Annotated in this window: 17 protein-coding genes and 1 other annotated feature; of the genes, 2 read left to right on the top strand and 15 right to left on the bottom strand. The window is 48.1% G+C overall.

Going from position 1 to position 15,364, the window contains the following annotated elements; translation table 11 throughout:
* Nucleotides 1-5: 5 nt before the first annotated feature.
* The 7 genes from OQ477_RS01160 to OQ477_RS01130 form a co-directional block, all read right to left on the bottom strand.
* Entirely contained in the window at nt 6-1,190 is a 1,185-nt protein-coding gene (locus OQ477_RS01160; protein WP_265971135.1) for a sn-glycerol-1-phosphate dehydrogenase, read from the bottom strand.
* The gene (locus OQ477_RS01155) at nt 1,187-1,993 is read right to left on the bottom strand and encodes an HAD-IIA family hydrolase (protein WP_407966282.1); all 807 of its coding nucleotides are present in this window, start codon (nt 1,991-1,993) and stop codon (nt 1,187-1,189) included. The genes OQ477_RS01160 and OQ477_RS01155 overlap by 4 nt, the downstream gene beginning before the upstream one ends.
* Nucleotides 1,971-2,660: an L-ribulose-5-phosphate 4-epimerase gene (gene araD / locus OQ477_RS01150; protein WP_265971134.1), complete on the bottom strand. Its 690-nt coding sequence runs from the start codon at nt 2,658-2,660 to the stop codon at nt 1,971-1,973. Before araD ends, OQ477_RS01155 begins: the two co-directional genes overlap by 23 nt.
* On the bottom strand, nt 2,653-4,338 hold the full coding sequence (gene araB, locus OQ477_RS01145) for a ribulokinase (RefSeq protein ID WP_265971133.1): 1,686 nt from the start codon (nt 4,336-4,338) through the stop codon (nt 2,653-2,655). The genes araD and araB overlap by 8 nt, the downstream gene beginning before the upstream one ends.
* 1 nt (nt 4,339) lies before the next feature.
* On the bottom strand, nt 4,340-5,833 hold the full coding sequence (araA, locus tag OQ477_RS01140) for an L-arabinose isomerase (RefSeq protein ID WP_265971132.1): 1,494 nt from the start codon (nt 5,831-5,833) through the stop codon (nt 4,340-4,342).
* A gap of 185 nt (nt 5,834-6,018) precedes the next feature.
* Complete coding sequence (locus tag OQ477_RS01135; RefSeq protein ID WP_265971131.1) at nt 6,019-6,984, bottom strand: glycoside hydrolase family 43 protein; 966 nt, start codon at nt 6,982-6,984, stop codon at nt 6,019-6,021.
* A gap of 141 nt (nt 6,985-7,125) precedes the next feature.
* On the bottom strand, nt 7,126-8,211 hold the full coding sequence (locus tag OQ477_RS01130; protein ID WP_007408096.1) for a M42 family metallopeptidase: 1,086 nt from the start codon (nt 8,209-8,211) through the stop codon (nt 7,126-7,128).
* A gap of 183 nt (nt 8,212-8,394) precedes the next feature.
* Between OQ477_RS01130 and OQ477_RS01125 the strand changes: the two genes are divergently transcribed.
* Nucleotides 8,395-8,787, top strand: a complete 393-nt coding sequence (locus OQ477_RS01125) for a hypothetical protein (protein ID WP_003152498.1) — start codon at nt 8,395-8,397, stop codon at nt 8,785-8,787.
* A 20-nt stretch (nt 8,788-8,807) separates the two neighbouring features.
* Here the strand turns inward: OQ477_RS01125 and OQ477_RS01120 are convergent, their stop codons facing one another.
* The 8 genes from OQ477_RS01120 to OQ477_RS01085 form a co-directional block, all read right to left on the bottom strand.
* Nucleotides 8,808-9,065: a DUF1294 domain-containing protein gene (locus tag OQ477_RS01120; protein WP_061862462.1), complete on the bottom strand. Its 258-nt coding sequence runs from the start codon at nt 9,063-9,065 to the stop codon at nt 8,808-8,810.
* Between the two features lie 57 nt (nt 9,066-9,122).
* Nucleotides 9,123-9,482, bottom strand: a complete 360-nt coding sequence (gene rplT, locus OQ477_RS01115) for a 50S ribosomal protein L20 (RefSeq protein WP_007613019.1) — start codon at nt 9,480-9,482, stop codon at nt 9,123-9,125.
* Nucleotides 9,483-9,513: 31 nt separating this feature from the next.
* Nucleotides 9,514-9,714 carry a 50S ribosomal protein L35 gene (gene rpmI, locus OQ477_RS01110; RefSeq protein ID WP_003152493.1) on the bottom strand — a complete coding sequence of 67 codons (201 nt, stop codon included), beginning with the start codon at nt 9,712-9,714 and terminating at the stop codon, nt 9,514-9,516.
* Between the two features lie 12 nt (nt 9,715-9,726).
* Nucleotides 9,727-10,248, bottom strand: a complete 522-nt coding sequence (gene infC, locus OQ477_RS01105; protein ID WP_071543361.1) for a translation initiation factor IF-3 — start codon at nt 10,246-10,248, stop codon at nt 9,727-9,729.
* A 58-nt stretch (nt 10,249-10,306) separates the two neighbouring features.
* Nucleotides 10,307-10,437, bottom strand: a sequence feature (ribosomal protein L20 leader region).
* A 181-nt stretch (nt 10,438-10,618) separates the two neighbouring features.
* Nucleotides 10,619-11,302 carry an antiholin-like protein LrgB gene (gene lrgB, locus OQ477_RS01100; RefSeq protein WP_007408093.1) on the bottom strand — a complete coding sequence of 228 codons (684 nt, stop codon included), beginning with the start codon at nt 11,300-11,302 and terminating at the stop codon, nt 10,619-10,621.
* A 12-nt stretch (nt 11,303-11,314) separates the two neighbouring features.
* The gene (gene lrgA / locus OQ477_RS01095; RefSeq protein ID WP_007613022.1) at nt 11,315-11,752 is read right to left on the bottom strand and encodes an antiholin-like murein hydrolase modulator LrgA; all 438 of its coding nucleotides are present in this window, start codon (nt 11,750-11,752) and stop codon (nt 11,315-11,317) included.
* A gap of 129 nt (nt 11,753-11,881) precedes the next feature.
* Nucleotides 11,882-12,616 (bottom strand): LytR/AlgR family response regulator transcription factor, encoded by a 735-nt coding sequence (locus tag OQ477_RS01090; RefSeq protein ID WP_007613024.1) that lies wholly within the window; start codon nt 12,614-12,616, stop codon nt 11,882-11,884.
* On the bottom strand, nt 12,594-14,375 hold the full coding sequence (locus OQ477_RS01085) for a sensor histidine kinase (protein WP_017418328.1): 1,782 nt from the start codon (nt 14,373-14,375) through the stop codon (nt 12,594-12,596). Before OQ477_RS01085 ends, OQ477_RS01090 begins: the two co-directional genes overlap by 23 nt.
* Before the next feature lie 186 nt (nt 14,376-14,561).
* On the opposite strand from OQ477_RS01085, the gene OQ477_RS01080 reads away from it, so the two are divergent.
* Complete coding sequence (locus tag OQ477_RS01080) at nt 14,562-15,356, top strand: HAD family hydrolase (RefSeq protein WP_014418604.1); 795 nt, start codon at nt 14,562-14,564, stop codon at nt 15,354-15,356.
* Nucleotides 15,357-15,364: the final 8 nt, after the last annotated feature.

The following is a 15,364-nucleotide window of genomic DNA, read 5'->3' as shown; positions in this document are numbered from 1 at the left end:
CGCGGCTATAGATGCAAATGATGTGCAAAGAGCGCTGCATTTGCATTTATGATGGTTAAACCGGTATAACGGTCCCGCAATGTGTGCGCATGCTTAAGCGCATCGCTGACAAGCTCCTTTTCCACACCGATCTCATCGAAACAGGCGGGACCTCCCGCAGATGCGAGCCACCCGGCAATTGTCTTGCCGTCGGGCAGCCCTTCATATGCAGATTGAATCGCCTCGCGAAAGTGCGGCGGCAGTTCAGCAAGCTTTTCGTGACAAGCCAGTTCTTTGTAAATATCACTCAGCACCGCGCACGCACAGCCGACCTTCGCACCGTGGAGAATCGGAGGCTGTTTTGCCTTCAGCATTTCCATCTCAATCCAATGCGAGATGTGATGTTCTCCTCCTGAGGCGGGGCGGGAGTGGTCAAGCGCAAGCATGACAAGACCCGAAACGATCAGCGCTTCCATCAGTATCTGAATGCCGGCCTCCGTTCCCATGGCAATGTCAGCGCGGTGATCAATGCACTGCCAAAGCGCGTCTTTCACAAGCTTCGCCCCGGCTTCTGAGTACGGCTCACCCGCAAGCCTGCGGGAAATCTCCCAATCTGCCAGCGATGTTATTTTTCCGATCATGTCTCCGAAGCCCGCGGCTGTCATTGAACGGGGCGCTTCTTTTAATACATTCGTATCCGCAAATAAGGCGATGGGCGCTTTCGTTTGAATCGTCGTTTTGATTCCGTTTAATATGAGCGGCGCTCCCGCCGATGTAAAACCGTCGACTGACGGAGCGGTGGGGAATGAGATAAACGGCAATCCGCGCTGGTAGGCGGCAAACCGCGTAATGTCGTGAATCGTTCCTGCACCGGCCGCAATGATGACATCCGTCTCTTCCGCGAGATTGATCAGCGTATAGACCAATGTCCTCTCATCAGCCGCGGCGGCCCCGGCTTCATGCTCCGGAATGATGACTTTTGACGCTTTGATCCCGCCTGCCCTCAATTCTTCCGCAAACAGACGTCCCGCCGCCTCGTACGTGTTACGGTCACAGACGATGACCGGATGATTCCAGCATTTTTTTTGCAGAAATCTGAGAAGCTCTTCTTTTGCATTCGCCCCGATCACGATATCTTCTATTTGAATCGGTGAGCGGCTGGCCCCTTCCTTGTCAAACTCGGATTGAATGTCCTCAGGAGAACGTTTCATGAAAGGATTCCCTCCTTCGCTAATTCTGTCAGGTCTTTAATAGAATCAAGGACGATGTCAGGTTCATATAGACGGGGCTCCCCAAGTTTGGCCGACCCCGTCAGAACCAATACGCTTTTCATCCCGTACAGGCTGCCCATTGCGATATCTGATTCGAGGCTGTCTCCGATAATGGCGCATTCCTCAGGGGGAAGTCCGAGCGCTTCACATGCCGCCTCAGCCATCAGCCAAGACGGTTTGCCGATGACAAGCTCAGTTTTTGCTCCGGCGGATGCTTCAATGGCCCCGATCATTCCCGCGACGTCCATGGCATGGCCGCCTTCATTCGGAAAGGAGCGGTCCCGGTTCGTGGCGATGATGCGCGCGCCGGAGGAAGCCGCCTTAAAAGCGAGATTCAGATCCTCATAGGTGACGGTTTCATGCAGGGAGATGACAAGCCAGTCTGCCGCCTGCGGGTTTTGCGCCAGGGCGACACCCGCTAAAGCGAGTTCATCAGTCAGCCCTTTCTCTCCTAACACCCACACCTTTGACAAAGGATAATGCTTCTTTAAAAATGATGCCGTCACACTGGAGGACAGCACGATGCTCCGTTCATCCGTGCGGATACCGGCACCCAGCAGTTTCTTTCGGCACATTGCTCTTGATAGATTGCCGCGGTTGCTTAAAAAGACAACGGCTTTGCCCAGTGACTGAAGGGTATGAACGGCTTCTTTTGCGCCGTCAATCAGCTCCCGCCCCCTGAATACGGTTCCGTCTAAATCAATCAGAAACCCGGCTGCGTCAAGTTTGGCCATAATAAGCATTCGCCCCGTGTTTTCTGTAAAAATGCTTATCATGCAGCACTCTGTCGATCGGACTGAGCTGTTTGTTCAGCATAAGCGAATGGTAGGCCATTTCCGCTACCGTTTCGAGCACAACGGCGTTATGCAGGGCATTCAGCGCGTCCGTTCCCCAGCAGAACGGGCCGTGGCTGTGGACGAGAACACCCGGATTTTGTTCATACGGTTCGTTTTGAAAGGTTTCGGCTATGACTTTGCCTGTATGATATTCGTAATCTTTCACAATTTCTTCTTCATACATTTCCCTCGTGCAGGGTATAGCGCTTTCAAAGTAATCCGCGTGAGTCGTTCCGAGAGCGGGTATGTCTCTTCCGGCCTGCGCCCAGCTCGTCGCCCAGCGGGAGTGAGTATGAACGATTCCGCCGATAGCCGGAAACGCTTTATACAGATAAAGATGGGTCGGCGTGTCAGAAGACGGCTTCAGCGAGCCTTCGAGAATGTCTCCGTCCTCATTCAGGACGACCAGTTTGTCAGCGGTCAGCTCACTGTAATCGACACCGCTCGGTTTAATGACGATTCTCCCGCTCTCTCTGTCAATGCCGCTGACATTCCCCCATGTAAACGTGACAAGGTTATGTTCCTCAAGCTTCAGGTTGGCGGCGAGCACTTCTTCTTTTAACGCTTCAAGCATGGCGGCTCCCTCCTTTCGCAAAATCACGGTTTTTAATGGCTTTCAGGCGTTTCATAACATTGTTTTCTTTGCCGAAGTAGTGTACGAGCTCTTTATATTCCGCATATAAGCTGTCATAAATCTCAGCTCTTTCCCGGTTCGGGGCATAAAAGCCGTCTTTTAATTTCCCCATATGCGCGCATGCTTCAGCAATATTGGAGAATCCCCCGTTTTCCCGTCCCGCGGCGAGCGCTCCGAAAATCGCGGAGCCCAGTGCAGGCGCCTGCGGAGACCCGGATAATTTAATATCCATATTTGTGACGTCTGCATAAATCTGCATGACAAACGGATTTTTTTCGGCGATTCCTCCGGCTGCGTAAAGCTCTTCGACCGGAACGCCGTTTTCCCGGAACGTTTCGATAATCATCCTCGTTCCGAACGCTGTCGCTTCAATCAATGCCCTGTAGATTTCTTCCGGCTTCGTGTGCAGCGTCATGCCGAGCAACATGCCCGTCAAATCGGCGTCCACCAAGGTTGACCGGTTTCCGTTCCACCAGTCAAGCGCGAGAAGGCCGCTTTCCCCGGGAACAAGTTCAGCTGCTTTTTTGCTGAGCAGCTCGTGAATGTCTATGTGTTTATCCTCAGCTTCCTTCTCATAGTCTCTCGGAACGCACGTTTTGACGAACCATTCAAAGTGGTCGCCGACACAGGACTGCCCCGCTTCATATCCCGCATATCCGGGCAAGATGCCGTTATTGACGACCCCGCACATACCGGGGACGATATGTTCTTCGTCGCCGAGCAGCACATGGCAGGTAGACGTTCCCATGATCATCAGCATTTTCCCCGGCTCTGTAATACCGACCGCGGGCACTGACACGTGAGCGTCGACATTGGCGACGGCAACGGCCGTCCCCGGCAGAAGCCCGGTCAGCTCCGCCATTTTTTCGGTCAAACCTCCTGCTTTTTCCCCGACTGAATAAATGGAGCCGCTTAATTTATCCTTTGTAATCGTTTTCATTAACGGGTTGAGCCTTTCGAAAAAATGATCCGGCGGATACCCCGTATCCTCATTCCAGATTGCTTTGTAGCCGGCCGTGCAGTTGCTTCGCTTCAATGAACCGCACAATTGATAGACGATCCAGTCTGCCGCTTCCACAATCTGATCTGCCGCCTTGTATATATGCGGCGCTTCTTCCGCGATTTGCATGATTTTCGGGATCATCCATTCGGAAGAAATTTTACCGCCGTATCTTTTAAGGAATGTTTCATTTGTATCTTCGGCAATCGTGTTCAAACGGTCTGCATGTTTTTGAGCTGCATGATGCTTCCACAGCTTCACATAACTGTGGGGCTCCCTTTCAAATTCCGGCAGCATACAAAGCGGCTGCCCCGCGCCGTCTATCGGCAAAATCGTGCAGGCGGTAAAATCAATTCCTATGCCGATCACGTCTTTTGGATCAGCGCCCGCCTGCTCAAGCAGGTTCGGAATCGCCGTTTCCAGAACTTCGATATAATCAGCAGGATGCTGAAGCGCCCAGTCCCGAGGGAGTTTTTCACCCGTCTTCGGCAGCGTGCGGTCAATGACAGCATGAGTATATTCTTTTACCGCAGACGCGATTTCTTCGCCCGTGCGGACATTGACAAGCACCGCCCGGCCGGACAATGTGCCGAAATCAACACCAATCGTATACGCCATATTAATTCCCTCCCAGCCGGTATAATGCGTCGTTCCATTTCAGCTCTTTTTTCAGCTCATGTATTTCGGTATTGCGGGAAATAAAGATGCTTTCAATGCCTGCCATCTCAGCCCAGTCAAGCATCTGTTCAGCCGTAAGCCGGAAGGACATACAAGTATGATGGGCGCCTCCCGCCAAAATCCATGCTTCCGCAGCTGTTTTCAGCGATGGCTCCGGCTTCCACAGCACCCGCGCCACAGGGAGATTCGGCATATCATGATCAATTTCCCTGCCTTCCGCTTCATTCAGAATGAGACGGAATCGCCCACCGATATCAATGATGCTGGCGATGATGGCTGAACCGCCGATTCCGTTAAAGACCAACCGGGCCGGATCTTCCTTCCCTCCGATTGAGAGAGGATGGACTTCGATTTTCGGCTGATCAAGGGCGATCGTCGGACATACTTCAAGCATATGTGATCCGAGAATCATCGCACGACCCGGTTCAAAATGGTACGTATAATCTTCCATGAAGGAGGTTTGTTCTCCGTCCGCCATTATTTTCATCATTCGCACAAGGGCAGCCGTTTTCCAATCGCCTTCGCCGGCAAATCCGTACCCTTTTTCCATGAGACGCTGAACGGCAAGACCCGGAAGCTGCTTCATTCCGTGCAAAACTTCAAACGAGGTCGAAAACGCTGTATATCCGCCCCGTTCGAGAAAGGCCGTTAATCCGAGTTCAATTTTCGCCTGTTCTTTAATGGAAGCAACTTTTGCTTCATCCCGTTTTGTTTCGTCGCTGATGACATACAAGTTGTCGTATTCCTCATAAAGCGCCTCAATTTCTGCGTCGGTGACGTTGTTCATCACCTCGGTAAGATCGCCGATTCCGTACCCGTCAACCTGCCAGCCGAATTGAATGTGGGCGCCGACTTTGTCTCCGTCAGTAACCGCCACATTCCGCATATTATCGCCGAACCGGGCTACTTTAATATTCCTGCTTTCATTCCAAGCGGCAGCCGTGTTCATCCATTGCGAAATGTCATGTTTGACTTCCTCATCATCCCAATAGCCTGCGATGACTTTTCTCGTCTGCCCCATTCTTGACTGGATATATCCGTATTCCCGGTCTCCGTGAGCGGATTGGTTGCTGTTCATAAAGTCCATATCAATCGTTTCCCACGGGATGTCGCGATGATACTGGGTATGCAGATGAAGCATCGGCTTTTGAAAAGCGGAAAGACCTTCAATCCACATTTTCGCAGGGGAAAATGTATGCATCCACGTCACGACCCCGGCACAGTTTTCTTGATACTGCGCTTCCCGCAAAACCTCTCTGATTGTTTCAGATGACGTGACAACCGGTTTATGCCTGATCTTGTATCTTGATGACACCCCGCTGAGGCCGTCACATATTCCCTTTGCGTGTTTATCGACAAGCTGCAGCGTTTCCTCTCCGTATAAGTGCTGGCTTCCCGTTACAAACCAAAATTCATATTCTTTGTTCTGAAGCACATTCATTTCCCCTTCCCATCAAAATAAAGCGCTTGCATTTTTTAAAAAAATATACGTACGAATATAAACTAAAAAACTTTAATCCTTTTATTTGTACGAACAATTTTATTATAGTTAAGGAGGAATCAAACTGTCAATCTTTTATTGCAAGTAAAAAAGCCGGACACACATGCCCGGCTGCTCGATTAATAGGAAGGCCAGCCTGAACTCCAATCGATATCATTGATGAGCATCTTCGGAATTCCGCTGTTTTCGGCATCATACGCATGACGCACTAAAATATTCCCGTTCACAATGTCTTGACCGCCCGGGCCTTTCCAACGGTCATTGCCGGAGTCAAGAATCGTCCCTCCGCCTTCTGACATGCTTTTCCCGCTTTTATCGAGATATGGGCCGGTGATGCTTTTGCTTCTTCCATAAGCGATTTTGTACGTACTATTCACGCCTGAACAGCATTTATCAAACGACACCATTAAGTAATAGTAGCCGTTCTGGTAGGTGATGGCCGGCGCTTCCAAAGCTCCGCCGTTATTCGGTCTGGCAGCGATGGAATGAAGTGATCCCGTCGGTTTCATTGTATTTTTATCAAGCTTTGTCAGCTTAATGCCGCTCCAAAAAGAACCGAAGGCAAGCCAAGGGTTTCCGTCTTTATCAATTGTCAGCTCCGGATCAATTGCATTGTAGTTATTGGCGCTTGTTGAACGGATGACGAGCCCTTCGTCCTTCCAGTTTCCCGAACTGAGGCTTGTAGATGATGCAAGGCCGATCGCGGAGGTATTTTTGCCGAATGAAGAAACGGCATAATACAGCCAATACTTTCCGTTAAAATATTGAACATCGGGGGCCCATTGATTCAGCCCGTAATTCGGCACATAATTGCCCCACCATGACAGCGGAGAAGTAAAGATTGATTTCTGAACGGTCCATACGCCGCCGCTGCCCGCCTTTAAGACGCGAAGTCCCCTCTCCCCTTCCAAACCGGTTCCGAAAGCGTACCACGTGTTTCCTTCCTTCGCCATTGTCGGATCGTGAAGCAATTCATTTGATGCCCCCCAAAACGCGGCAGATGCCGGAGATGAAGACATCATCAGCAGCCCGGCTGTAACGGCTGCGCACGAAAAGCGGATCATGCGTCTGAATCTGTTTTTCATTTGTAAACCCTCCCTTTTTTAAAGCGCTTTCAAAAAAGTGTTGTCAGATTTTTCTATGTCTTCTCTTATTGTAGACGCAGGGTTCATATTTGTACAGACAAAAAAAAGAATCTGCTTAAAAAAGCAGATTCTTCCGTATCTTTATTGATAAGTAATACGGTCAACCGTTTCCCGATCTAATTTTTTAATCACTTCTGTGATCAATTTTACCGTATTCTCATAATCATCCCGATGCAAAATAGCGGCATGAGTGTGAATGTAGCGCGTCGCGATCGTAATGGACAGCGCCGGCACTCCGTTTGCGGTTAAGTGAATGGAACCTGAATCCGTGCCCCCTCCGGCAATGGAATCGAACTGATACGGAATTCCCGCTTCTTCCGCCGTGTTCACGACAAGGTCGCGCAGCCCTTTGTGAGATACCATTGACGCGTCATACAGAATAATTTGCGGCCCTTCACCGATTTTGCTTTGCGCCTCTTTTTCAGAAATTCCCGGTGTATCTCCGGCAATTCCGACATCCACACCGAACGCGATATCAGGCTGGATCGTATGTGCTGCTGTTTTCGCCCCGCGCAGCCCGACTTCTTCTTGAACGGTTCCGACCCCGTATACTTCATTGGGGTGATCACTGTTTTTCAGATTTTTTAATACATCGATGGCAATCGCACAGCCGATACGGTTGTCCCATGCTTTCGCCAATAAATGCTTTTCATTGTTCATCACTGTAAATTCAAAATACGGCACAATCTGGTCACCCGGAAGAACGCCCCATTCCATTGCCTCTTCACGGCTGGACGCCCCGATATCGATGAACATCTCTTTAATATCGGCGGCTTTTTTTCTGGCGTCAGGAGGCAGAATGTGAGGCGGTTTCGAACCGATGATCCCCGTGATGTCCCCTTTTTTTGTCACGACGGTGACGCGCTGGGCCAGCATGACCTGAGACCACCAGCCGCCGACGGTTTGAAAGCGGAGAAAGCCTTTATCAGTGATTTGCGTCACCATAAAACCGACTTCGTCTAAATGCCCTGAGATCATGATTTTCGGACCGTTTTCTTTGCCGGTTTTTTTGGCGATTAAGCTTCCCAGCCGGTCTGTTGTGACATCATCGGCAAATGGTTCTATGTATGATTTCATCACTTGTCTGACTTCTCTCTCATTTCCCGGTATCCCTTTTGCATCCGTTAACGCTTTCAGCATGGTGAGCGTTTCATCTAATTTTGTCATCAATAAACCTCCTTTTTTTCACTACCCTTCTTATTATACAAAACCAATGCTGAAGCATACGATTAATTCGCCTGAAAAACGGGTAAATGTTTTTATCTATTTCTTTTAAAAAAATGAAACCTTTTGTTTTGTTTTTCGTATTACATCAGATCATGACAAAGGTGAGGAGGTGCCTTCACACATATGGCCATTACAGTATTGAGGATTGTCTTGCTTGCACTTCTTATTTATTTTATTTACATGTGCGTCAAATTCTACGCAAACCCGAAAAGAAGGCTCAGACTGGCGCAATCAAAAGAGAATTTTTATTTTATTGACGAACAGAAAAACACGCGAAAAAATCTCCAGCTTACTTATAAAGGAGTGCTCTTTGAAGGAGAAAAGCATATCCCTTCCAAAGATCATCCGCTGTTTATCCATACAATATTTGTATGGACCGAAAATCCGGAAAAGCTGAACCGCTTTTCTGCAGGTGATTTTGAAGAAGTCGAAAAAAAGGTATTGGAGCGGTATCCGAATTGCAAGATTGATTGGGACCAGCCCATCAAAAAAGCGAAAAAAGCAGGCGAGCGATAAGCTCTCCTGCTTTTTATGTTTTACATCAAATACATCAGCACAAGGGCGGCTTCAGTGAGAAAAAGCAGCGGCACCCCGTATAAAAAGGATTTGTGTTTCGTCTTATGCCTGAAGGTGCGCATGCCGATCCATACGCCGAGTGAGCCGAACATGGCGGCTGTGAGCCATATTCGTTTCTCTGATATTCTCCACCGGTGCGCCTTTGCTCTTCTTTTATCAGCGCCCATGATCCAAAAGCCGTATCCGTTTATCAATACGGCGTAAATGAAGAGAGCCATTGATTGTCACCCTTTACGTAAAAAAACCGCTCCCGGAAAGAGAGCGGCTTTTTCAACTTACTTGTCTAACTGAGCTTTAGCAGCATCAGCAAGCTGATTGAAAGCAGTAAGATCGTTTACAGCAAGATCAGCAAGCATTTTGCGGTTTACTTCGATGCCTGAAAGCTTAAGACCGTGCATTAAACGGCTGTAAGAAAGACCGTTCATACGAGCAGCTGCGTTGATACGAGTGATCCAAAGCTTACGGAAGTCACGTTTTTTCTGACGACGGTCACGGAAAGCGTAGTTTCCAGATTTCATGACCTGCTGGTTTGCTACTTTGTATAATCTATGTTTTGAACCGAAATAACCTTTTGCTAATTTAAGAACCTTTTTACGACGCTGACGCGACACAGTTCCGCCTTTTACTCTTGGCATTATATTTCCCTCCTAATTGTTCCTTGTCCGATTACTTGATGTTGGCAAGCTGTTGTTTGATGCGTTTGAAGTCTCCTGCGCTCACAATAGCACCCTTGCGAAGCTTACGCTTTTGCTTTTGGGATTTGTTGGCGAATAAGTGACTTGTGTATGCATGAGAACGTTTTAACTTCCCAGAACCTGTCTTTTTAAAACGTTTAGCAGATCCGCGGTGAGTTTTCATTTTTGGCATGGGATTTCCTCCTTATTGCTTTTCGTTTTTCGGCGCGAGCATTAAGAACATGCTGCGGCCGTCCATTTTTGGTTTTGTTTCGACTGTCGCAACTTCCGCACATGCTTCAGAGAAACGGTCCAATACGCGCTGGCCGATTTCTTTATGAGTGATTGCGCGCCCTTTAAAGCGGATAGAAGCTTTCACTTTATCGCCTTTTTCAAGGAATTTAATCGCATTGCGCAATTTCGTGTTAAAGTCATGCTCATCGATCGTCGGACTTAATCTAACTTCTTTTAAGTTAATGATTTTTTGATTTTTGCGTGCTTCTTTGTCCTTTTTCTGCTGCTCGAATCTGAACTTACCGTAGTCCATGATGCGGCAGACAGGCGGTTTTGCATTTGCTGCAACTAACACAAGGTCAAGATTTGCGCGGCCGGCGATTTCAAGTGCTTCCTGACGGGACTTGATGCCGAGCTGATCGCCATTTTGTCCGATCAGACGAACTTCACGTGCACGGATACCCTCATTAACCAATTGATCTTTGCTAATAATGAGCCACCTCCATAGTTTCTTCGAATTGATTCACAACGCTTTTTGACTGCATTCTGCAGGCAAACAAAAAGTGCGGGCATGACAACACACCCACACTACGAACATCTGCATAAATAAAAATGTACGGTCAACCTGCCAACTACATGAATGTGTCAATCAGGTGAGAAGCGGGTGCCTCTGCTTGTGATTTATATTCAATTCAATAACTATTCTACACAATACCGGATCATTAGTCAAGAATGACTTCTCCGGATCAACTTTTTCATTTTAACACGATGCCAGTGTGAGCGCAAGGAAAAATGTGAAATTTCGTTCTTTGCCGCCCGCAGATGCTGCCGGACAATAAAAAACCCGGGTCTATGACCCGGGTTTATCCTCCGATGAGCTGAACGAATACCGGAATGACCAGCACCGTCACCACTCCCACGACGACAACCGCGATACTTGCCATTGCCGCTTCTACTTCCCCCATCTCAATACCGACCGCAACACCGAGTGCGTGTCCTGATGTGCCGAGAGCCAGTCCCTTAGAGATTGGGTGCTTTACTTTAAACAGTTTTAAGAATAAAGCGCCCAGAGCATAGACGATAACGGCGTTGAAAATAACGGCGAAAGCGGTGATATCGGTGATGCCGCCGATTCCTTTTGACAGCGGAAGGGCAATTGCCGTTGTCGCCGCCTGCGGAAGCATGCTTTTCATAACGGCCGCGTCAAGATGAATGCCTTTTGCGATCAAATAGACAATCGTCACTGAGCAGATAGAGCCGACAATGATAGAAGACATGATCTGCCACCAGTATTTTTTCAGTTTGTCACGCTGTTTGTATAAAGGGATGGCAAAAGCGATCGTCGCGGGCTCCAGGAAGAATTTAATAATGTCTCCTCCGCTTTTATAATCTTCATATGAAAAACCGCCGAGCTTCAGAAAAAGGATTCCAAGCACCATCGCGACAAACAGCGGGGTGAAGAGGAAAAAGCCTCTCGTTTTTTTAAATAAATACGTGCCGATGCCAAAGGCCGCAAGTGAAACGACAATACCGAAATATGGACTCATCCGATTTCCCTCCTAATGCTGCACAAGTTCTTTTTCCTGATTGGAACGGCGCACCGTTTGTTTTTCAGGAGCAGTCTTCTGACGTTTTTGGCTGACAGACAAGATCAGCTGAGAAAAAAGGCCCGTCGCCCCTAACAGAATGATGGTGGCGAGTAAGATGACGAGTGCGATCTGCACGCCGTACTGCTGCATGACGCCAAGTGAATTCATCACGGAGATGCCCGACGGGACAAATAAAAATCCGATCAGTGACGTTAATGATGTTCCCAGCGTTTCTACTTGTTCAAGCTTAATCACTTTCAGGCATAAGAGGACAAATAATAACACCAAACCTACTACGGAAGCGGGTATAGGAATGGGGACAATCGCTGCAATCCCATTAGATATGAGCATAATTACGGCAAAAATAAATGCTTGTGTCAGAAATCCGTACACTTTTTTCGCACTCATTTTCTTCACCTCTTTCTCTTTGTTAGGTCCATTATAAAAGAGAAATCAATTTTTAAAGCGCTTTCATAATAAACGGCTGAATATTCATTCTGAAATGCAAAAAACGGCTGCTGAAATGCAAAAGCCGCCTCATATAATATGAAGCAGCTTTTTTAAGTCCTTGGCGTATGTACGGCTGACGGGAATTTTAGAGCCGTCTTTTAAGATAAGATTGTACGTCGAATTAAACCAAGGATGAATTTCCGTAATATGCTCCGTATTCACGATGAACGCGCGGTGCACTCTCAAGAAACCCGTCTCAGGCAGTTTTTTCTCAATGACAGCCAAAGTTTCATGAACGGAATAAGACGCGGCAAACGTTTTGACGGAAACGTGCCCGTCTTCCATGCCGGCGAAAATAATGTCCTTCGTATCTAAAATGACAATAGATTCACCGGCTGATACAGCCAGTTTATGCGCTCCGGCTGCGGACGGCTGCTCTGAGACGGCACCTGCCCTGTCCTGCTTCACTCTTTTAAACTTTCTGATCGTCTGGCGCACTCTTTCTTCATCAAAAGGCTTTGTTAAATAATCGAGCGCGTCGACTTCAAAGGCTTTTAAAGCAAATTGGTCATACGCCGTCGCAAAAACGACGGCCGGCGGATTTTTCATGTTTTTCAGCCGTTTGGCAATGTCAAATCCGTTTTCTCCTGACAAATCAACGTCCAAAAACAGCAGATCCGGTTTTTGATCCATCATGCTGTCAAAAGCGGATTCAATATTTTCAGCTTCGTTTATGTCACTTACTTCATTCGTCCGTTTCAGCAAATAAGCTAATTCATCTCTTGCCAGCATTTCATCATCAACGATTAACACCTTCAGCATGTTCTTCTCCTTTAGTCATCAGTTTCAAAGGCAGCTCAAATGATACGTCCGTACCTTTGCCGGCCTCACTTTCCAATCGCAGGGCTGCTTTGGGGCCGAACAGCCCGATCAGCCGCTGATTTAAATTGTAAAGCGCGGTTCCCGTCCCTTCTTTAGACGGGAGCGGACGGTTTCCGAGCACGGACAGCAATTCCGGATCAATTCCCCGCCCGTTATCTCCAACCCGCATTAAAACCGATTGACCGGCGGATACCACGCTGACATTGACGGCACAGCTGTCCTGCTTTCTTGAAAATGCATGGCGGAGCGCATTTTCGACGAGGATCTGCAGCACAAAAGGAGGAATTTCGATGTCCTCCAAACCGCGTTCGATTTCAAGGCTGATTTTATATTTCCCGGGAAAACGGGCCTGCTCCAATGATAAATATGCCTGCAGATGGTTTAGTTCTTTAGAAAGCGGGATGAGCAGCTGCCTTGCCCCCTGCAGATTGGAACGGAAATAGACGCTGAGCTGCAGCAGAAGCTTTCGGGTTTTTTCCACATCCGTACGGCAAAGAGCAGAAATCGTATTGATCGCATTAAACAGAAAATGCGGATTGACCTGTGCCTGAAGCGCCTTTATTTCTGCGTCTTTCAGCAATTTGCTCTGCAGTTCCGCCTCGCCGAGTTCAAGCTGGGTGGAAAACAGCATGGCGAGTCCTTCTGCAAGCTCTTCTTCAACCCGGCTTAAACCTGACGGGCTTTTAAAGTACATTTTCAGCGTCCCGATCGTTTTGCCGTTTGACGTCAGCGGCAATACAATCGCCGCATGCAGCGGACAGGGATCGTGCGTGCATTCAATTTCTGCCTTTGATGTCGCTTTCATAATATGACCCGTTTTAATGACGCGTTTTGACAACCCGGTGATCAGGCTTTCAGACGGAATATGATGGTCGGCACCCGCGCCGACGTGCGCCAAAATCTTTTCGTTATCCGTAAGCGATACCGCGTCCGTTCCTGTTTGCCTGTGAATGATGGCGGCGACGCTTTTGCATGAGCTTTCATTCAGCCCCTGGCGGAAAAACGGAAGCGTCTGATCGGCAATCATCAGCACCCTGTGGGTTTCAAGGGCTCTCGCCCGTTCTTCCTTCCGGATAATCGACTGAATGATCGAAAGAAAAATAAAAGTCCCTGACCCGTTTACCAATATCATCGGGATGCCGATGATGCTCACAAGCGTCCAAGCATCAGAAAACGGCTTGGCCATCAAGAGGATGAGCAGCATTTGCAGTGATTCCATCCCGAGTCCGACAAGCGCGGCCACCCGCGGTGTCGGCATCGCATAGCGTTTTCTGAAATACCGTCCGATCCAGCCGGACAAAATGCCCGCTAAAACGGATGAGACGGCACAGCTGACTGCGGTCGCGCCGCCGAGTGATAAACGATGCAGGCCGGCCAGTATGCCGACGCCGATCCCCACATACGGGCCGCCTAAGAGTCCGCCGATTTCAACGCCCATAATTCTTGTATTGGCAATTGAACCGGACGGATTAATTTGAAACACCCAGTCATTATTCATGATTGTATTCCGCTGAATTTCTATTCCCGTATAGTTGCTGATGATACTGAACAGCGAGAAAATTGAAATCAGCACCGCTTTGCCTTTATAGCTCTCAGGCTGCTGGAGCGCCTGTCTGAACAATCTGGTATGAGCCAGAACAAATCCCAATATGACGATAATTCCGACTCTTTCCAGCATCATGATGATCAAATGCAGCATACTTTTCACCTGTTCTTTCAAATTTTATTTTATCACGTTTCAGAGCCTGAGACAGAATCTGACACAAACCTGCCTGTTTTTTTCAAATCATCTGAAAACAAATCTTTCACAGTCTATATATCTATTGTAGAATAAACGGGAGCCTTGCGGCAGAGAGTTTCAGAATATAACAAAGAGGAGAAGATCATGAAAGCCGTATTTTTTGATTTGGACGATACACTGTTATGGGATGAAAAAAGCGTCAGAACAACATTCAGGGAAACATGTTTACAAGCGGAAAAAAAATATGGCCTTGACCCGCATACATTTGAAGAGGCGGTTCGGAAAGCGGCACGGGAATTGTATATGTCATACGAAACCTATCCTTATACGGTCATGATCGGCATTAATCCGTTTGAAGGATTATGGGCGAATTTTTCCGAGCCGGTCAGCGAAGGATTTAAACAGCTGAATCGGATTGCGCCGGAATACAGACGAAACGCCTGGACGAACGGCTTAAAAAGCGTCGGTATAGACGATGCGGCTTACGGCGAATATTTGGCGGAGTTTTTCGCGGCGGAACGCAGACAGCGTCCGTATGTGTATGATGAAACATTTGCTGTGCTTGATAAGCTGAAAGGTGTTTATGAATTGCTTCTGCTGACAAACGGCGATCCCAGCCTGCAGAAAGAAAAACTCGCCGGCGTTCCTGAACTCGCGCCTTATTTTAATGAAATCGTCATCTCAGGCGCTTTCGGAAAAGGGAAACCCGACGCCTCCATATTCGAACATTGCCTCGGCCTCCTGAACCTGAAAAAAGAAGACGCCATTATGGTCGGAGATAACCTCAATACTGATATATTGGGAGCGAAACGGGCAGGTATTACGACAGTCTGGGTAAACCGGACGCAAAAGAAAAATGATACGGACATTGCGCCTGATTACGTGATCAGCGATCTTCACGAGCTGTTTGCGATTATAGAGAAACAAAAAGAAAGATAATTTTATAC

It is taken from the genome of Bacillus sp. ChL18 (assembly GCF_026241425.1).
GTDB lineage: Bacteria > Bacillota > Bacilli > Bacillales > Bacillaceae > Bacillus > Bacillus velezensis.
Note: the sequence above shows the minus strand (reverse complement) of the source record. Positions and strands in the feature narration are given on the sequence as shown.